Raw genomic sequence first — 19787 nt, 5'->3', positions numbered from 1 at the left:
TAGACTAAAATTACCGCACTACTATTATATGTAACTAAGTATTATTTATAACTTATTCCTTGGAGAATTTTTCAATATTTCTTCTGTAACGATTTTGCTAGAATTTAAAACTATTGAAACCCCTGTACCAGGGTGAACAGAATCCCCTACAAAGTAAAGATTCCTTATTTTTTGTGATTTTATACTTGGCCTAAAATAATTCGTTTGAGTAAGTGTATGACTAAGGCCAAAGGATGCACCACCGTAGGAATTATAAGAATTTCTCATATCCAAAGGGGTGAAATACTTTTCAACTTCTATATTGTCTTCTATATCTTCTAGTCCTTTTATCTTTTTCACTGTATTTATTACAATATTTCTAAGTTCACTAATTCCATGAGAATCCCAGTTAACCCTCTCGAATAATAGGTTAGGTACTCTAACCATTATATTAACCACTTCTTTTCCCCCAGAACATAAACTATCATCAATAGTACTTGGACAATATATATACAGTGATGGTTTATCAGGGAGTTCCCCCTGAAATGCAGCTTGAATATTCTTTTCAAAAGCTTCTCCAAGATATAGATTATGTAAATTTAGAGTAGGATATTTCTTTTTAAGCCCTAGATAAATCATAAAAGTACCACAAGAATACTTCATATTTTCAATTCTTCTATTCTTATATTTTGCCTTTGCTTTATTATCTTTAATTAACGTTTTCATGGAATAAGAAAAATCTGCATTACAAATTATAATATCCCCTTTAACTTCTTCTTCATCAGTACTTACTCCAATAGCTCTATCCTTTAAAAATAAGATTTCTTTTACTGGAGAATTCCTATGTATCTTCCCGCCAAATTCAAGAATAATTTTCTCTAGTGCTTTTACGTATGAATACATCCCTCCCTTTAGATACCACAAACCATAAAGTTGTGATACTGCTGGAACAAGAGTGTATATGTTAGGTCCTTCATAAGGAGATATTCCTACATACATAGCTTGGAAACAAATATACTTCACTAACTTTTCATTATCAATAAAGTTTTTTGTATACTTAAATGTAGTTGAAAGGGTATTGGTCTTTATGGCCTTAGAGATTGTTAGAGGATTGAAAAAATCAATAAACCTTGTAAAAGGCTTACTTAGAAAATATCTATCCGCTATAAGATATTTTTCATAAGAGTGTGCCAATAACTTAATAAAAGAGGCACTATCTTCAATTGATATTTCTTCTAAAGTAGGAACAAGCTTAGTTAAATCGCTAGAGAAGTCATAAGTAGTTTGGTCATGATAAAACACTCTATAATTTGGGTCCAATTTTATAAACTCTAGGTAATTTTCACTAGCCTTGTTGGCATAAGTAAATACCTCTTTATAAACCTGTGGTGTCATTAATATAGATGCTGTGCTATCAAAACTAAAACCTCCACTTTCAAACCTATTAACTTTTCCACCAATAGTATCTTCTTTTTCATATATTTCTACGTTATAACCTCTGCTAGCCAATCTTGCACCAGTAGCGAGCCCTCCTATTCCAGCACCAATAATTATTACTTTACTGTTCAAAGTTATACATCTCCTCAAAAAACTTTAGAAAATATCATTTCCTGCAACAATCGGTTAGTTATAAAATATCTTATATAAATAACTGATAAATATTAGGCTGGTAAGCTCCAGCCTATTACCAAGTTATAAAACCTCTTATTTAAATACCTATAACTTATCTATTAACCTCCAAGGGTTATATCTTGTTCCTCATACCAACTTATAGCATCATAAAAATGTTGTGGCTTAAAGTCTGGCCAATACTCATCAATAACATAAAAATCAGAGTATATAGATTGAACTGGAAGGAAGCCACTTAATCTTCTTCTTCCTCCCCAACGAATTATTAAGTCTACTCTTGAAATGTCATTGGATTGGATTTGATTAGCTATATTATTACTTTTAGAGGTGGATTTTTTAAGTTCGTCTAAATCCCATTTCCAGCTATAATTAACTAGAAAATTCACTTTAATACCACCTTTTCCAAAAACCTTTCTTGTAGTATAAGGTAGTAGCTCCTCTGGGAACATAGGAGACCTTGTATTTCCTATAACTAATAACTCTGCATCTTCATTGGCAAGAATTTTAACTGCATTAATGCAGGCTTCTGTAAAAGCTTCCCTTTGTTCAGTTGGTCTTTTAGTGTTATCAACAGTGAAGCCGTAGTAGGTCACTTCTTTCACTCCTGCACTTTGACACAACTTAAAAAGAATTAACCCTGGGTCAATTCCTGCCACATACCCCTTTTCTCTTCCAAATCCTTTGTTTTCTGCCCATCTTCTATTGCCATCTGGAATTATTCCAATGTGATTAGGTACTCTCATAAAATCCTCCTAATATCATACGATTTCTTTTATTTCGAATTGATAAATATTCCCTTAGCTATAGACTTATGTCTAACCCTTTTAGCATCAGCTAAATTTAATAGTTATCATAATTTATAACGTTATTATCTTTATAATTATTGACATGTTTATAAGAAGTAATCACAAGTGATTTTCCCGTTATAAAACTTTTTATGACAAAATGAGTTTTTTCTGGTCCCTATAATCAGATTTAAAGCATAAAAAATACCTTAAAGCTATTAAAAGCTTTAAGGTATTTTTGGTGCGTCATCAGGGGTTCGAACCCTGGACCCCTTGATTAAGAGTCAAGTGCTCTGCCAACTGAGCTAATGACACAAATATGTGGTGCGCCATCAGGGGCTCGAACCCTGGGCCCCTTGATTAAGAGTCAAGTGCTCTACCAACTGAGCTAATGGCACACAAGTATTGCTTACAAAAACATTGTACTACTTTGATACATATATGTAAATAACTATTTTAATATCTAATATATGTATTTTTACTTATTGGTAAAATTAATGTTTATTGCTTTTGTTTTATAGGATTTTTATGTATCTAAGCTAGTTAAACTATTCCTTTTGAAAATAGTTTCTTAAAATAAGCATTCTTTAAAAATTAATAAGCCTAATAACCTCCTGTAAGCTTAGCAACTCTATTTATTAATACATAGGATTTTGAGTTTCCTATCAATATAAGTATAAAATAACCCACAGAATTAACCTTAGTAGGCTTAATTCTGTGGGCTATTTTAGTTCTTATTTAAATCTGAAATGAACTTTTAAAAAACTAATATTAAATTTTTTATATTTAATTCTTATTTCAAAGTGAAATCCTACTCATATCTTAAAGCTTCAATTGGATCTAAATCCGCTGCCTTCTTGGCTGGATAAATTCCAAAAAATATTCCAACAGCAGAGGAGAAAATTATTGTTCCTACAATAACCATAGGTGACACTACTGGGGTAATATTAGCAAATGTTCCAAGGCCATAAGCTAAGGCTATTCCTAGTATCATCCCGATTATTCCACCAATAAGGGTAATAATCACTGACTCAGTTAGAAATTGAAGTAAAATAGTTTTAGTTGTAGCTCCAATGGCTTTTCTAATTCCAATTTCTCTTGTACGCTCTGTTACTGACACCAGCATTATATTCATAACTCCTATTCCTCCAACAATTAAGGATATGGCTGCCACAGCCCCAATAAAGGCTGTAAAGATTCCAAGAACTTTATTAACTTGGTCAAGCTGCTTTAAAACATTCTCTGCTTTATATATTTCTCTTTCTCTATTTCCATGTCTATTTTCTAATAGCTTTATGGTGGTAATTCCTGCAGCTTCTATATTTTTTTTATCATCTGAAGTTATCATAACACTACTAATCAAAGTGTCATTTGGAAATAGTTGCATTACAAAACGTGTTGGAACATAAGCCATTACAGGCATATTTTCATCACTCATACCAAAGGTGTCAAATTGACTTTTACTAATTCCTATAATTGTAGCTTTCTTCGTACCAGTTTTAGGGCCAACCGTTACAACCTTACCTACTGCATCCTCATAGCCAAATAAAGCCTTTGCAGAAACTTGATCAATTATAGCTACCGCTTTTCCTTCTAAGGTTTCACTGGCATTATAATATCTTCCATAGAGCATTTCAATATTTTGAAGCTGCTTTAAGTCCTCACTTCCACCGATTAGTACAACGGATTTCGATGCTTTCTCAGAAACTATGTTGCCTCTCTTTTGTAGTACAGGCGTAGCATACTTTACCATAGGAAGTCTTTCTTTAATCTGACTTACATCCTCTTCCGTAATATAATCACTAGTGCTAGCATTTGCACTTCTCACACTAATAGTAACACTAGAAGAACCTATTTTCTCAAACTCACTGGTTATAGTTTTTTGTCCCCCCTGACCAAGAGATACAATAGCTATAACTGAGCTGATTCCTATAATAATCCCTAGCATTGTAAGAAAGGATCTCATTTTATTTGCTATGATACTATCTAGAGCCATTTTAAAGTTTTCTATAAGGTTCATGGTATCCCCTCCTACAATAAAATTCTATTTTTCACATTTTCATCTGAAACTATTTCTCCATCACGAAAACGTACAATTCGCTTTGTATATTGAGCTACATCTGGTTCATGGGTAACCATAATAATAGTAGCTCCCTCATTATTTAATCCTTGGAATATCCTTAAAATCTCTTCAGTAGATTTAGAGTCTAAGTTTCCTGTTGGTTCATCTGCCATAATAACAGAAGGATTATTTACTATGGCTCTAGCAATGGCAACCCTTTGTTTTTGCCCCCCTGAGATTTCATTTGGTTTATGTTTGACTCTATCTTCAAGGCCAACTCTCTTTAAAGCAAGAAGTGCCTTTTCTCTTCTTTCCTTTGGCGATATTCCTGCATAAGTCATTGGAAGTTCTACATTTTCAAGAATAGTCATTCTTGGTAGAAGATTAAAAGCTTGAAAAACAAAACCAATTTCCTTATTTCTTATACGTGCAAGTTCATCATCCTTCATCTGAGAGATATCCTTGTTGTTTAACAAATACTTTCCACCGTCTAATTTATCTAGGCACCCTAAAATATTCATAAGAGTAGATTTTCCTGATCCAGAGGGCCCCATAATGGAAGTAAATTCTCCTTGTTCAATTTTAAGGCTAACACTTCTTAAGGCTGTAAACTTTAGTTCACCAGTGGAATATATCTTTACCAGGTCTTTAACTTCAACCATAACTATTCCTCCTTCTGGCTTTCTATAACCTTATCTCCATCTTTTAAGTCTGTGGTATTTAAAATTATAGCTTCATTTTCTCCTAAGCCTTCAACTATTTGTATTTCTGTATCTGATTGAAGTCCAACCTTTACTTCCTTCTTCTTTGCTAAACCACCTTCAACTACAAATACAAAATTCTTTCCATCCTTTTCAGTAACCAGTGCTTCAATTGGAACTTTTAGTGCATCTGTCACAGTTCCCGTTAAGATATTTACATCTGCCTGAAAGTCTACTTTTAATTCTTGTGCAGGTTCTAGCACATCAATGTCTGCACTTAAATTTCCTTCACTGCTTCCACCTACTGCAGCCATTGCTGCATTGCCCTGCTTACTTGCTGATGGGCTAATAAAAGCCACTTGACCACTGTACGCTTTATTATTATTTTTTATTTCAGCATTTTGTCCTACCTTAACTTTTTCTGTATCAAACTTATTTAGTGAAATTGTTAATTTAAGGCTATTTAAATCTTGAAGAGTTATTACTGCCATATTTGGAGTTGACATTGCACCTACTGTTCCACTTAAAGAAGTAATTACACCATCAAAGTCCGCCACTATTCCATCTTTCACTGCATTAAATTTACTTTGAACTGCCTCTAATGAAGTCTTAGCTAGAGCTACTGAATTATCTAACTGCTTTAACTTTTCAGAAGATGGAATTTGTGCTTTTAATTGATCTCTTGTAGCTTTTAATTGCTCAACATTATTCTGGGGAGTAGCATTATTTTGTAGTGTGCCAATTACCTTATTTAAATCTTCAATGTTAGTTTGAAGCTGAGGATTATTTTGCAGCTCCTTAATTATATCTTCTAACTGTGCAGTACTATTGTTGGTTTGATTATTAGTGCTATTTTCGAGTTGTTTAATTAACTTGTTTAGTTCTGCAACTTTTCCTTCTAAATTATTTTTTTGATTAACTATATCCTGCTTTTGTAACACTGCGTTGTTATGCTGGATTTCTGCCTGTTTAAGCTGAACATTTAAATCAGATGTATCGTAAGTTATAAGAGCATCACCCTTTTTAACAGCATCTCCAACTTTTACGTTTACTTTATTAATTTTAAGCCCACTTCCAAAGTATTCTTTAACATTTTTAGACTTCACTGTACCAGAGGTAGCTAGGTAAGAGTTTAACTCTCCCTTTTGAATCTTATGTAGGGTAACTTCTTTTCCTTTATTTCCTTTTGCCTTAAAAGCTACTCCTCCAAATATTACAGCAAGCAATATTATAACTGCCGTTATTACTAAACCTTTTCTCTTCATTTTCAAATTCCCCTCACTTAATTTATTGGCATGCAGCCAACTAATTTCTAGATAACTTAATTGCTTATGATACTTGACTTAACTAAAATCAATTTCCTAATATTTTTTTATAGGATTACTTCAAAGCATGGTATTAAATTAAACTTTAGGTTAAATCACTTTATAACACTTGTTTTACCATGTTTCATACAACCTAATTATTTGTACTTTTTCCTTCAAGTACTTCCTTTAGCATTTCTAATCCGTCTATTATTTTTCTACACTCTTCCTTATTACAGTTACTTAAAAGTTCTTCAAAATAACTTTTTATTTTATCATGAAACCCTACATTTATATTTTCAAATTCATCAGTAAGCTCCACTCTTACTACTCTTCTATCCTTTGCATCTCGAACTCTTCGTACTACATCTACTTTCTCTAATCTATCAACTATACCAGATACTGTACTGTTAGATAAATTTATCTTTTCACTTATCTCGCTAATCTTCATGGACTTTTTATTGCATAGTACCCCTGCAACCATAATTTGTGGTGGGGTCAGTCCTAGCTCACAAAAATGTTCTTTAAAATTATCTTGAATTAATGAATTTATATCTCTTAGAAGCTTGGAAACAGCTTGTCCGTTGCTTTCCTTCATCCTATAACTCCTCCTACCTTATTGTAAAATTCGCTAACTAGTCATATACCATAAGCTTATATGCTAGATTTTATTATATACCTCTTTAAAAGCCTTAAGGGAACTAGGGTAAACTTTACATATAAATTTAGTGTCAATTTTAGTTCTCTATAAAAATATTCAGCAAAAGTATTTTCTATAATAATATTTCGCATACGAATATTTTCTATACATATATTTTCTATTATAAATGTTTATTTGTATTAGTCAATAATTATTATTAGTTTATCTCTACAATTAAAATTTATTGATGCTATAGAAGTGTTTGCTTTTACTAATCCAGTTGCTATAGATAAAGCTTGTGTTGCTATAATTGATAAAATAATAGAAAAACTGTGTATAGAAGAGGTAGGAGAACCTTACAATATGGCAAAAAAATCGGATTAGCTCTTTAAATTATCACATTATACACCTATAAATGGATAAAAATTTAACGTCTGTAAAATGAACTGCCCCCTGTGTACTTCACAGGGGGCATATGAAAGCTTCAGACGTCAATTATTTACTATGGAATTTTCATTGTAGCTTAAATCCTTATACTATTAGGATTAAGAAGTTACTGTTACTTAGTACTTAGGCCTTTCCCAGCAGAAACCTATTTAAAATAATCACACAAAAGGATTATTTTTATATTAAAACTTTAATTGTTCCAACTATATGTTATTGATTTCAACGAGCTCATACTCCCTTGTTCCCAATCCAATTTTTTCTGCATGATTAAGGGAAGCTCTGCCTTTTTCAAAAAGCTTTTGCCCACTATTTTTCTGTATTAAGTCTAAACATGCTGCATCTAAGGCAACAGGATCTTTTCCAGCAAGAATACCAATGTTTGCAGCAATTGGTTTCATTGCTGTACCAGCACAATCGCACTCCTTGGTAATATTGTGAACAAAAGTAATGTATATGATATCCTTATCTTTTGCTGCTCCGTAAGCATACTCTGAAAGCTTTTCAAAAAAATGAGAACCTCCCCAAGTGTTTTCAATTGCTCCTTGCGGACAAACCGCAATACATCCTGCACAACCAATGCACTTATTTTCATCAATTACGGCAACATCAGAAGTTTCAATGGCATTAAAGTTACACTTATTCACACAAATACCACAAGTTATGCATCTTTCAGCATCTACCTGAGGTGATATACCTGAATGTTGCTCTAGCTTTCCGCCTCTAGCTGCAAAGCCCATAGCAAGCTGCTTCAGTGCGCCTCCAAATCCTGCTTCTGCGTGTCCTTTGAAATGGCTCATAACAATAAATTGTTTGTACTTTCCATATCCTTTACCTATTTTACATTTATTTATATACTCTTTATTTATTTCTACTTCATCATACTCTGTTCCAATATCTCCATCTGCTATTATAATTGGAATTTGTGTGAAGCCATGCTCCTTTGCTGTTTCAAGATGAAGCTCTGTAGTAGTTCTTGATCCTCTATATAACACATTAGTTTCGATATAAGCTGGAGCTACTCCATTTTCCTTTAAATAATTTATGGTTTCGTCATAGCATTTTGCAGGGATAAAGGTTTTGTTTCCTTTCTCTCCAAAATGAACCTTTATAGGTACTTCTTTTTCAAACTTATGTCCAGTATCTAATACTACCTTTTTCAATAGCTCCAAAGCCTCTTTTCCAAGCTTATTATAATCAGACTCTGAATTTTTAATAAAATATACTTTACTCAAATTAACAACTCCCTTTATGTAGACTTATATATTTTAAATATTGACCTGATTTATATCTAATTAATCAGCTCAAAATGCAATCTATTCTTAGTTTTTAAAATGCTCTTCAAATTATAATAACCATGGATATTCACTACTTTATCCAGGTTTTCAAGCTCTCTTTGAATATCACCTAAGTATTTAACTTATACTTCAGATCCTTGATGCTTATAAAGATTAATAGCTTAAAGCTTTATGTAAGTAATTATTACAAGTATTAATTATTATTATATCTCAAGTAATTTAATAATACCAATATCTATAGGTGGACTTTCACAAAATACTATCCTACTTAATTTTATTTAACCCTTTCGTCATTATTGTATATATTTAGATAAAAAATATAATTAAAACTGAAAATTTGCACATACATTCTGTTCAACCTAGTATAGTTTTTGATATCATGGTATAGTAACAAATTTTCAACTTATATTAAGTAATTATATAAAGTTTATAAATATATAATTAAATAGACCGATAATTATAATGGGGAGGTGTATTTTTAATATGCATTGTTCAAAATGTAGATCTCAACAAAATGATGATGCTAAATTCTGTAGCAACTGTGGGAATAACCTTCATAGTGAAGCTACCAGTTTTAATCAGCCAAATCAATTTGCAGAGTCAACAAACTATTCAAATTTTAATAGCACTAATTTTAACTCTCAACCTATGAATCCTAAGGATAACCCATCTAATTTTGCTGGTGTAGTTTCTTGCTGTTTTCCTATTGTTGGATTTATTCTTTATTTTTTATGGAGAGATGAAAAACCAAACAGCTCAAAACGCATATGTTATTGGATGATTGGTGGAATTGTTGCGTATGTAGCAATATATATAATATTCTTAGTCATAGCATTTTCATTTTCATCTGATATATACTATTAAAACGCTATGATGGATAAGCTTTTACACTACATGTTTTTTTGTCATAGATTACCTGAAAGATCTTTTTTTATAAAGGGAAAACAATTTCCTATTTGTGCCCGTTGTACTGGCATTCTAATAGGCTACTTTTTAGGATTATTATGGCTAATTATAGGCTTTTCAAGTAATATCTTTATGGTACTTATGTTTTTTATTCCTTTATTAATTGATGGAGTAGGTCAATATAAAGGCAAATGGATTAGTAATAACCCAAGAAGATTTTTAACTGGAATTTTTGCAGGTATGGCTACTATTCTACTTGTAAGATCTATTGCCACCCTTGGATATTCCCATGGGAAAGCTGTAAAGCGGTTAATTAGTTCTTAAAATACTTTTGAAATGCTAATGGGAACTTGAGCCATATGACTATTTTATATTAGACTCAAAAGGACTGTTTAAGATATTTAAATGGCTAGTTTCTTAGTTATGCAATGATAGAAGAACTATTTCTTCATAATTTAAATGAAGAAATAGTTCTTTTTATAGGAAACCAACTTTAAGGCTTAGCTTATGCCTTACCCCTACCTTGATTTTCTTAAGGCCTTGGTGATGAAAAAATACATTTTTACTTCGGAAGCCTATATTAAATTTTATCTTTTCTTCTTTAAAGTTGATCTTAATCCAATTTCAGTTTTATTTTTTATCTTTATCATATTACTCCAATGTTTGCTTATGGTGAGCAAGGTAAGTAAGAAAACAAGCATGGTGCATACCATTGGATAATTTATAAATGTAAGAATAACTGCTACAATATGGATAGCTATTGTTCCAATGACTATATAATCTGTAATTACTGTAATTAAGATTATAGTAATTCCCATTAAAAGTCCAATTATTGGATTAATCCCTAAAAACACTCCAATAACTGATGCTGTCCCCTTTCCACCTTTGAAGTTCATGTAAAAGGGAAAATCATGTCCTATTATTACTCCAAAACCAATAATATATAGAAGTATTATATTATAATGTAAAATATACCTTCCTACTAGTATAGCTAAAGTCCCCTTAAGTATATCAATAAGTGCTGTAATAACTCCATATTTCCATCCAAGAACTACTGTGGCATTTGAAGCTCCTGAATTATTAGAGCCACCATTTCTTATATCTATTCCTTTTATAGCTTTTCCTAAAATGTAAGCAGGATGCACTAATCCAAAGCAATACCCAATTAAAAGTGAAATGAGAATATCATAAATAACCATATTAGCCCTCCATTATAAACTTTTAAAGCAAAATTTGATTCTAACATATCAGAGAAAACTGAAGTATAAAACATTAACCTTAATATTTATAGCTTGAAAACCCAATTTATATAGCAAAAATAATTTGTTTTATTTTAATATAGATAAACCCAAGTAAAGACTTGAATTATACCTAGAACTTATCTTGGTTCTCATAAAGCCTTTAAAGATAAATTTTCACTAAGAAAGCCTATATAATACATAGTATATTCTATGAATCTAGTATCTTTTCTGCATCTAATTATATCACGGATTATTTTCTTTAATAAATACCTTATTATAAATGAAAAACCATACAGCCTTTTATTGTTGCCGTATGGTTCTAATTGATTATAAAACATTATTCCACAGAATAGCCTGTATTCTCAATGCAAGCCTTTATTTGCTCTGAACTTGCTGGTGAGTTATATTCAACCTCAACAGTTCCTCTAGAAAGGTCTATAGCAATTTGTTGAACTCCCTGCATTTTTTCTAATGCATTGTGAAGTTGCGTTTTGCTTTGTGAGTTTGCCATACCTGAAACATTATAATGCGCGTTTTCCATAGTAAATCTCCTTCCATACAATAACTTTTATAGCTTTTTAAACATAATATTTTCATCAGTTATAGTATGAATTTTGAGAAGTATTTTTATCCATGAAAATTACACTACATGACAAGCTACACTATGACCATTTCCCATAGGTCTCATTATGGGTTCTTCTTCTTTACATCTCTTTGTTGCGTACTTACATCTTGTCCTGAATCTGCAACCAGAAGGTGGATTCAACGGACTTGGCACATCTCCTATTAAAATTTCCCTTTCAGTTTTTAAGGATAAATCTGGGTCTGGTATAGGAATAGAAGAAAGCAATGCCTTAGTATATGGGTGTATGGGATTTTTATAAACTTCTTCTGCTTCACCAATTTCCACTAATTTCCCTAAATACATAACTCCAATTCTATTAGATATGTGTCTAACCATGGAAAGGTCATGGGCAATGAATAAGTAAGTTATCCCAAGGTCACTTTGTAAATCTTCTAATAAATTTATTACTTGGGCTTGTACAGAAACATCTAAGGCAGATATTGGTTCATCGCAAAAGATAAACTCTGGTTTTACCGATAGTGCTCTAGCAATTCCAAGACGTTGTCTTTGTCCTCCACTAAATTCATGAGGATATCTATTTGCAAAGTCCTTATTTAATCCAACCTTTTCTAAAAGTTCATATACCATTTCTTCTTTTTCCTTAGATTTATATATATTGTGAATGTCCATTGGTTCTGAAATAATTTGTTTTACAGTCATATTAGGATTTAGTGATGCGTAAGGATCTTGGAATATAACCTGCATTCTTTTTCTAAATTCTTTTAACTCCCTTTCCTTCATTGATCCTATTTCGTTACCACTAAAAATTATTTCTCCCCCAGTAGGCTCATAAAGTCTTGTTAGTGTTCTTCCTAAAGTAGATTTTCCACAACCTGATTCACCAACTAATCCTAAAGTTTCACCCTTTTTTATGTGAAAACTTACATCATCCACAGCCTTTACATACTGTTTTGTCTTTTTAAAAATCCCTTGTTCTATAGAAAAATACTTTTTTAAATTTTTCACTTCTATTAATGTGTCATCGCTCATTCTTTTCACCTACTTATTTTTCATAGTCTTTGTTACTACCTAATAGCCAGCACATAGCTCTATGTTCTTCTTCTATATGAAAGTAAGAAGGACATTTATCCTTACATATATCTATAGCTTTTATGCATCTATCCTTAAAAGGGCAACCTTTGGGTGGATTTATTAAACTTGGAGGGGTGCCTTCAATGGGAACCAATCTTTCCTTTTCTCCATCTACTCCTTTAGGTATTGAGCTTAATAGCCCTATGGTATAAGGATGTTTTGGATTATGAAATATCTGATTTACTGTACCTTCTTCCATAATCATTCCCCCATACATAACCATAACCTTATTACAGGTTTCAGCCACTACACCTAGGTCATGAGTTATTAATAGTACAGAAGAGTTTACATTTTTATCCTTAAGTTTCTTAATTAATTTAAGGATTTGTGCTTGTATAGTCACATCAAGTGCAGTAGTGGGCTCATCCGCAATAAGTAAATCTGGTTCACAACTTATTGCCATTGCAATAAGCGCCCTTTGCCTCATGCCCCCACTAAACTCATGGGGATAATTATCTATCCTTTTTTCTGGAGAAGGAATTCCAACTATTCTTAGCATTTCTATTGCTTTTTCTCTGCTTTTTTCCTTAGTAAGACCTTCATGTCTTGTAATAACTTCTGTTATTTGCTGCCCTATGGTATAAACTGGATTTAAGGCCGTCATAGGATCTTGAAATATCATAGATATTTTCTTACCCCTAATTTTCATCATTTCCTTTTGAGATTTTTTAATTAAATCTTCCCCATTAAACACTATTTCACCTGAAACTATCTCACCTGGTTTTCTTATTAGCCCCATAATAGACTTTGAAGTAACACTTTTACCACTACCTGATTCACCTACAAGTCCTACTATTTCTCCTTTATTTATAGAAAAATCTATTCCTCTAATAGCTTCCACTTCTCCTTTATGAGTAAAAAAGGAGGTTTTGAGATTCTTTACTTCTAATATCTGTTGCCACATATCTTCACCTCATTTTAGTAAAATTCTACCAATGACTTTCTTAAAGCCTTTTCTAAGTAGAAAACTTATTTCATACTATAACTAAGCTCTTATCTCTTATTTGCCTTTGGTTCAAAAGCAGATCTCAATATATCGCCTAGAACATTAAAACTAAGCACTGTTAAAAGTATTAATACCCCTGGAAAAATGGAAAGATAAGCTGCATTTGCAATATATCCTTGTGCATCCTTTAACATGCTCCCCCAAGAAGCATTAGGCTGCTGAACTCCAAGGCCTAAGAAGCTAAGCGAAGATTCCATTAATATTGCAGAAGCAATATTAATAGTTGCTGTTACTATTACTGTGGGAATAATACTTGGGATTATGTGCTTTATTATAATTTTCGCTGGGGTTTCCCCTGACACCTTAGAATATAGTACATACTCTCTCTCCTTTACTGAAAGAGTTTCCGCTCTAACAATTCTAGCTATACTCATCCAACTTAAAAAACCAATGACAAGAATTACATTCTTTATTCCTGGTTCTAAATAAGAATTTATTATCAAAATAAGAAAGAAAGTAGGAATGCACATTAATATGTCAATGACTCTCATGATGATGTTATCAAGTTTCCCACCAAAATAACCACTTATTGCGCCTACAACAGTGCCAATAACCACAGAAATTATCATGGACATTAATCCTACCGTTAAAGAAATCCTACCACCATATAGTGCTCTAGTAAAATAATCTCTTCCTAAATTATCAGTTCCAAAAAAATGGGTTCCACTTGGTTTTAATAATCCTTTAGTTACTTCAACCTTATTAGGGTCATAAGGAGCTAAAAAGGCAAGACTAGCTGCTACTACAAAGACAATAACTATAAAAATTGCTACTAATCCTAGTTTATTTTCCCTGAGCTGTATTTTTAAATTCTCCAACTTTCTACCCTTCATTATTTCACCTCCATCCTAATTTTTAATCCTTGGATCAACTTTTGCATATAAAACATCTGCTATTAAATTTCCTAAAATCAACATTAGTGAAGAAAATATAGTTATACCCATAATAACAGGGTAATCAAAGCTAAATATAGATTTTATCCCTAATTGCCCCATACCAGGCCAGCCAAATACTGTTTCCGTAATAAATGCTCCACTTATTAATTGCGGAAGAGACATCCCCAATATAGTAATTACAGGAAGCAATGTGTTTTTAAATACATGTTTAAATAATACCTTCTTAGTGCTTGCTCCATAAGCATATTGAGTTACTACATAATCCTCCTCCAATTGGCTTATAGTACTGGATCTAATGTATCTCATGTAAACTGATAAGTTAGAAAAACTAAGTACAATACATGGAAGTATACCATGCCTTATCACATCTAAAGTTGAATTTACTCCTATAGTTCTCATTCCTACACTTGGAAGTAATCGAAATTTAACAGAAAAGATATATATTAAAATAATGGCAAACCAAAAGCTTGGGATTGATATGCCAATATAAGACATAACATTTAGTACTTTATCTATCATGGAATTTCTATAGTAAGCAGCAATAAGACCTAAGGGAATAGCAAGAATTAAGGAAAGTAATAGAGCTGATCCCATAAGTCCTAATGTTGCAGGTATTTTTTCTAAGATAATCTCAGTTACTGGCTGATAATTTATTAAGGAAAATCCTAAATTTCCTTTAACCGCATTTTTAATCCAATTGATGTACTGAATAAAAATAGATTGATCTAATCCTAGGTTATGCCTTACCCTTTCCACATCTTCTGGACTCATTGTAGGGGTTATATAAGATTGAATTGGATCTCCTGGTGCTAATTGCATTAATATAAAAGAAACTACCGATATGAATAAAACCATAGGAATAACTTCGAATAGCCTCTTTTTTATATTACTTTTCATTCTCTTCACCTCTTAAAATATATTTAACTTCTAAGATTATGTTTAATTTCTCAAACCTTATGTAGTTGTTAAACTTTAACTCTTAAATTGCCTTCATGCAAAAAAGTAGAGGGGGGGAATCCCATCTACTCTTTCAATTTTAGCAACTATATTTGTTCATCTAATAATTATTTTTGCATGTTTAATTTAGATAAATCTCTAAACATAAATATTGGAACTAACTTAGCATCTTTTACTCCACCATATTGTTTTCCAATAGCCACTACTGATTTTGGATAAGCCATTGGATATACTGCTAAATCATCTACTAATACTTGTTGAATTTCTTTATAAATAGCCTCTCTCTTAGCTTGATCAGTTTCTACTGCACCTTTTGCAAATAGCTCATCTACTTTAGGACTTTTAAAATCTCCTGTATTATATGGTTGTCCAGAAACGAACACACTTTTATAAGAATCTGGTTCAACACCCATTACATAGCCATTTAATGCTAAGTCAAATTCCTTATTATTTTTAGGATCAAATAACTTTCCTACAAAGGCAGTTCTTTCCATTGGAACAAGTTCCACAGTTATTCCTATTTCTTTTAAATTTTGTTGAATTATTAAAGCTTCTGACTCTAAAGTTCCTTTATTGTTTGAATATCCTAATTTTAATTTTAAATCTTTTACTTTAGCTTTAGTTAATAGCTCTTTTGCTTTTTCTACATTAAAATCAAATTTATTTACTTCTTCACTATAGTATTTTGTATCTGGAGTAAATACTGAATAAGCCTTAGCTGCAAACTCTTCAGACTTATAGGCAGCCTTTATAAGTTCATCTTTGTTGATAGCATAAGCAATAGCTTGTCTTACATCTTTATTCTTTAAAGCTTCATTGTTCTGTTGTAAAAATACTAAGTTATCAAGCATACCTTCATTGTAAGTTTCAACTTGAAGATTTCCTGTAGCTTTCATATTCTCAACATCATTTGGAGTTATGTATTTTGCTCCTACTTCACCATTTTGTAATGCTATATTTGCAGTATTATTATCACCTAGTATTCTATATACTACAGAGTCTAAGCTTGGTTTTCCTCCAACATAATCATCAAATCTTTCTAAAACAATACTCTCACCTTTTTTATGCTCCTTAAACTTAAATGGCCCAGAGCCAATTGGGTTTGCATTTTTAGCACTTTTAGCTAAATCTGCTTCACCATTGTAAATGTGCTTTGGTATCGGTAAAACTTGAGTTAAAGAAGATATAAAAGTAGACGATACTGTTGGTAATTTAAATTCCACTGTTTTATCATCTATTTTTTTAACTTCAATAGCCTTGTCATTATAAACAAATAAATCTCTTAAAAAAGTATTTTGACTTTTATCTAGTATCTTTTCCATTGTAAACACAACATCATCAGCAGTAATAGGCTGTCCATCATGCCATTTTAAATTGTTTTTTAAAACTAACTTATAAGTTAACTTATCTTCTGAAGGTTTTAAGCTTTCAGCAAGAAAATAAGTCAAATCTCCATTACTTTCTTCTACATAAAGTGGAGCAAATAGAGTATTATTAACTGTCATTGAAACTCTGTCACTAGAGAACAAAGGGTTTAAACTATTTGGGTCTCCACCCACTACAATAGCAATTGAGCCTCCAACTTGTTTTTCAGTAGCTGTATTTGTTCCTTGACTTTCTGCCTTGCTTCCACATCCAACAGCAAATAGCATACTAGTCACAACAAGTGTAGATAGCAATCTTTTAAATTTCATTTCAATTCCTCCTTATAAATCCTTAGATTTATCTCAACAATTTGTAATGTTAGCATAGTAGAAAATTTATGTGAAATTGCATTTTTCAATCTTTCCTCTAAACCCTATTCATTTTTTCGATAGAATTTTTAAACAAATTATAAATAAGCAAAAACAAATTTGATAAACCTGTTGCTCCATCTCGGTTTGTACTTAATTTTAAATTATTAACATAAGTATACGATTACAAATGTTTATAACATTATATTCTTCTAGCTATTTAAAATATAAATACTCAACTTACACCTTATTAAAATATTCAATCCATATATATTTACAATCTGTAAACTTTAATAACCTTTCATTAACATGCAAACCAAATTCTTATGGAATATTTAAAAATAGTCTATCTTCGATTGGCTATTATAGATATGTTACTTCACAATTTTCTCTATATGGCAAGAATTCATACTCACTTTTTCAAAGCTTAATAAAAGTAAGCATAAAAAATAGAGCTACCAACAATTTTTCCTTGTTAGTAGCTTATACTTTTCAATATATTATTTTAGTTTACCATAAATAAATTGCAACAAACTTTAAAGCTATGCCACTATTTACTGTGAATTATCTTCCTTCAAAGGTAATAGGATTGTTATTTTAGTTCCATGTCCAACCTTGCTATGAACTTCAATTTGCCCCTTGTGCTTTATAATTATCCACTTAGCTATAGATAATCCAAGACCTGTTCCTCCACTTTCCTTAGTCCTTGATTTATCAGCTCTATAAAATCTATCAAAGACAAAGGGTAAATCCTCCTTGGATATACCAGCACCTGTGTCTTCTACTTCTAATACTAGTTTTTTTCCCTTAACATAGGAATTTATTTTTATAACTCCCTGCTCTTCCGTATACTTTATACTATTATCTATAAAAACCCTTAAAGCTTCTTTTAAAAGACTTCTATCACCATTTATAATTATTTCTTCGTTATGTATATTTAAAATCTTATGCTTAGGAGCAATTAATTTTGTTTCTTTAACTACTTCTCCTATTAGTTCATTTACCTTAAAGTCTACCATTTCAACCTTTTGGGTATGCTTATCACTTCTAGCTAAAAATAATAATTGTTCAACCAAGGTTTTCATAGCCTCAGCTTCAGATTTTATAGCAACGATGGCTTCATCTAGAACTTCTTTATCTTCTTTTCCCCATCTATCTAATAGATTTGCATATCCTTGAATTACGGCAATGGGTGTTCTCAACTCATGAGAAGCATCAGATACAAACTGATTTTGAGCTTCATAGGTTCTTTGAAGTCTGTCTAACATATCATTAAAGGTTTTAGCTAAATCCTTTAATTCATCCTTTGATCCACTAACATTGAGCCTAGTATTTAAATCTTGTGCAGATATATTCTCAATGGTTTCATTCATTTTTTTTACTGGAAGTAGCAACTTTTTACTAACCCTACCCCCAATTGGTATTAATATTAACAGCAAAACAACATCTGATATTATAGTAATGGCAAGAATAATACCAATATACGGACTTACCTCTACAGTATTTTGTATAAAGCTGATATAAACCTTACTTCCATCAGCAGCTATGTTTGTTGCATGTTGCTGAATAAAATATAAAAATCCACCTACCACCATGGCATTTGAAAGAATTAATAAAGTAGAAAAAATGAAAACATAAAAAGTAGTGATTTTAAAGCTTATAGAAAAACGGAGTCTGTCATTTATATATTGAAGACCCTTTACAAATAGCTTTGGAAGAAGTCCAATTAAACTCATAAGAATTTTAAAAACACCTAAAACTGCTTCTTTTATTAAGATTTTTAATTCATTATCTTTCTTCATACTTTAACATATATCCCACCCCTCTAATGGTGTGAATAAACTTTCTATTATATTTATCGTCAATTTTACTTCTTAAATATCTAATATATACATCTACCACATTAGTATCTCCAAAGTAATCAAACTCCCATACAGCTTCAAGAATCTTATCCCTTGAAAGTGCGATATTTTTGTTCTTTAAAAGATACACTAATAGGTCAAATTCTCTTTTAGTTAAATCTATTAAATCCTTATTGTAAGAGGCCGTATGCTTTTCTAAATCAATAGAAAGATTTTCCAACTTTAAAACTGATGAAGCGGCTTCTTCTACTTTCTTTCTCTTTAAAGCTACTCTAATTCTAGCAAGAAGCTCTTCGATAGCAAAGGGCTTTGTTACATAATCATCCGCTCCATTATCAAGTCCCATAACCTTATCCATAATATCATCCTTAGCTGTAAGCATTATTACAGGGACTTCAGAGCTTTGTCTAAGTCTTCTTAAAACCTCAATACCATTTAAAGAAGGTAGCATGATATCTAAAATAATTAAATCAAAGCCTCCTGAAAGAGCTTTTTCTAGCCCTTCTCTACCATCATGAGCTTGTTCCACCAAGTACCCCTCATATTTAAGTTCTAGCTCTACAAAACGAGCAATTTTAACTTCATCCTCTACAATTAAAATTCTTTGCCCTGCCATGTTAAATCCTC

General features: G+C 31.6%; 19 protein-coding genes and 2 tRNA genes. 3 read left to right on the top strand and 18 right to left on the bottom strand.

Annotation, left to right across the window (positions count from 1 at the left end; genetic code table 11):
* Positions 1-45: 45 nt before the first annotated feature.
* The 8 genes from C661_RS0103260 to C661_RS0103225 all read right to left on the bottom strand — a co-directional run bounded on the left by C661_RS0103260 (position 46) and on the right by C661_RS0103225 (position 7058).
* Positions 46-1548, bottom strand: a complete 1503-nt coding sequence (locus C661_RS0103260; RefSeq protein WP_017413864.1) for a phytoene desaturase family protein — start codon at positions 1546-1548, stop codon at positions 46-48.
* Positions 1549-1709: 161 nt separating this feature from the next.
* Positions 1710-2351 (bottom strand): undecaprenyl diphosphate synthase family protein, encoded by a 642-nt coding sequence (locus C661_RS0103255; protein ID WP_017413863.1) that lies wholly within the window; start codon positions 2349-2351, stop codon positions 1710-1712.
* Positions 2352-2632: 281 nt separating this feature from the next.
* Positions 2633-2708: transfer RNA gene (locus C661_RS0103250), tRNA-Lys, on the bottom strand.
* A 7-nt stretch (positions 2709-2715) separates the two neighbouring features.
* A tRNA-Lys gene (locus C661_RS0103245) sits at positions 2716-2791 on the bottom strand.
* A gap of 413 nt (positions 2792-3204) precedes the next feature.
* The gene (locus C661_RS0103240) at positions 3205-4413 is read right to left on the bottom strand and encodes an ABC transporter permease (protein ID WP_017413862.1); all 1209 of its coding nucleotides are present in this window, start codon (positions 4411-4413) and stop codon (positions 3205-3207) included.
* An 11-nt stretch (positions 4414-4424) separates the two neighbouring features.
* Positions 4425-5117, bottom strand: a complete 693-nt coding sequence (locus C661_RS0103235) for an ABC transporter ATP-binding protein (RefSeq protein ID WP_017413861.1) — start codon at positions 5115-5117, stop codon at positions 4425-4427.
* A 2-nt stretch (positions 5118-5119) separates the two neighbouring features.
* Positions 5120-6421, bottom strand: coding sequence for an efflux RND transporter periplasmic adaptor subunit (locus tag C661_RS0103230; protein ID WP_017413860.1), 1302 nt, complete (start codon positions 6419-6421; stop codon positions 5120-5122).
* 193 nt (positions 6422-6614) lie between these two features.
* A complete protein-coding gene (locus C661_RS0103225; protein WP_017413859.1) occupies positions 6615-7058 on the bottom strand; it encodes a MarR family winged helix-turn-helix transcriptional regulator in 444 nt (147 codons plus the stop codon).
* A gap of 300 nt (positions 7059-7358) precedes the next feature.
* On the opposite strand from C661_RS0103225, the gene C661_RS24380 reads away from it, so the two are divergent.
* Positions 7359-7484: a hypothetical protein gene (locus C661_RS24380; protein ID WP_017413858.1), complete on the top strand. Its 126-nt coding sequence runs from the start codon at positions 7359-7361 to the stop codon at positions 7482-7484.
* Between the two features lie 266 nt (positions 7485-7750).
* On the opposite strand, the gene C661_RS0103215 is transcribed toward C661_RS24380, so the two are convergent.
* Entirely contained in the window at positions 7751-8779 is a 1029-nt protein-coding gene (locus C661_RS0103215) for a DUF362 domain-containing protein (protein ID WP_017413857.1), read from the bottom strand.
* Between the two features lie 546 nt (positions 8780-9325).
* Here C661_RS0103215 and C661_RS21210 point away from each other — a divergent pair.
* Positions 9326-9706 (top strand): zinc-ribbon domain-containing protein, encoded by a 381-nt coding sequence (locus C661_RS21210; protein WP_017413856.1) that lies wholly within the window; start codon positions 9326-9328, stop codon positions 9704-9706.
* A gap of 30 nt (positions 9707-9736) precedes the next feature.
* A complete protein-coding gene (locus C661_RS0103205; protein WP_017413855.1) occupies positions 9737-10072 on the top strand; it encodes a DUF2085 domain-containing protein in 336 nt (111 codons plus the stop codon).
* 263 nt (positions 10073-10335) lie between these two features.
* Here C661_RS0103205 and C661_RS0103200 read toward each other — a convergent pair whose 3' ends face one another.
* The 9 genes from C661_RS0103200 to C661_RS0103155 form a co-directional block, all read right to left on the bottom strand.
* Positions 10336-10947: a glycerol-3-phosphate acyltransferase gene (locus C661_RS0103200; RefSeq protein WP_017413854.1), complete on the bottom strand. Its 612-nt coding sequence runs from the start codon at positions 10945-10947 to the stop codon at positions 10336-10338.
* 379 nt (positions 10948-11326) lie between these two features.
* On the bottom strand, positions 11327-11530 hold the full coding sequence (locus tag C661_RS0103195) for a heavy-metal-associated domain-containing protein (RefSeq protein ID WP_017413853.1): 204 nt from the start codon (positions 11528-11530) through the stop codon (positions 11327-11329).
* 99 nt (positions 11531-11629) lie between these two features.
* On the bottom strand, positions 11630-12604 hold the full coding sequence (locus C661_RS0103190; RefSeq protein WP_017413852.1) for an ABC transporter ATP-binding protein: 975 nt from the start codon (positions 12602-12604) through the stop codon (positions 11630-11632).
* 13 nt (positions 12605-12617) lie between these two features.
* Positions 12618-13610, bottom strand: coding sequence for an ABC transporter ATP-binding protein (locus tag C661_RS0103185; protein WP_017413851.1), 993 nt, complete (start codon positions 13608-13610; stop codon positions 12618-12620).
* A gap of 89 nt (positions 13611-13699) precedes the next feature.
* The gene (locus tag C661_RS0103180) at positions 13700-14545 is read right to left on the bottom strand and encodes an ABC transporter permease (RefSeq protein WP_017413850.1); all 846 of its coding nucleotides are present in this window, start codon (positions 14543-14545) and stop codon (positions 13700-13702) included.
* 15 nt (positions 14546-14560) lie between these two features.
* Positions 14561-15505, bottom strand: coding sequence for an ABC transporter permease (locus C661_RS0103175; protein ID WP_017413849.1), 945 nt, complete (start codon positions 15503-15505; stop codon positions 14561-14563).
* Positions 15506-15672: 167 nt separating this feature from the next.
* Complete coding sequence (locus tag C661_RS0103170) at positions 15673-17259, bottom strand: ABC transporter substrate-binding protein (protein ID WP_017413848.1); 1587 nt, start codon at positions 17257-17259, stop codon at positions 15673-15675.
* 593 nt (positions 17260-17852) lie between these two features.
* Positions 17853-19100, bottom strand: coding sequence for a sensor histidine kinase (locus C661_RS0103160; protein WP_017413846.1), 1248 nt, complete (start codon positions 19098-19100; stop codon positions 17853-17855).
* Positions 19087-19776, bottom strand: coding sequence for a response regulator transcription factor (locus tag C661_RS0103155; RefSeq protein WP_017413845.1), 690 nt, complete (start codon positions 19774-19776; stop codon positions 19087-19089). Before C661_RS0103155 ends, C661_RS0103160 begins: the two co-directional genes overlap by 14 nt.
* Positions 19777-19787: the final 11 nt, after the last annotated feature.

It is taken from the genome of Clostridium tunisiense TJ, assembly GCF_000300195.1.
GTDB classification, from domain to species: Bacteria; Bacillota; Clostridia; order Clostridiales; family Clostridiaceae; genus Clostridium_J; species Clostridium_J tunisiense.
The sequence above is the reverse complement of the archived record's forward strand: the minus strand, read 5'-3'. Positions and strand labels throughout refer to the sequence as shown.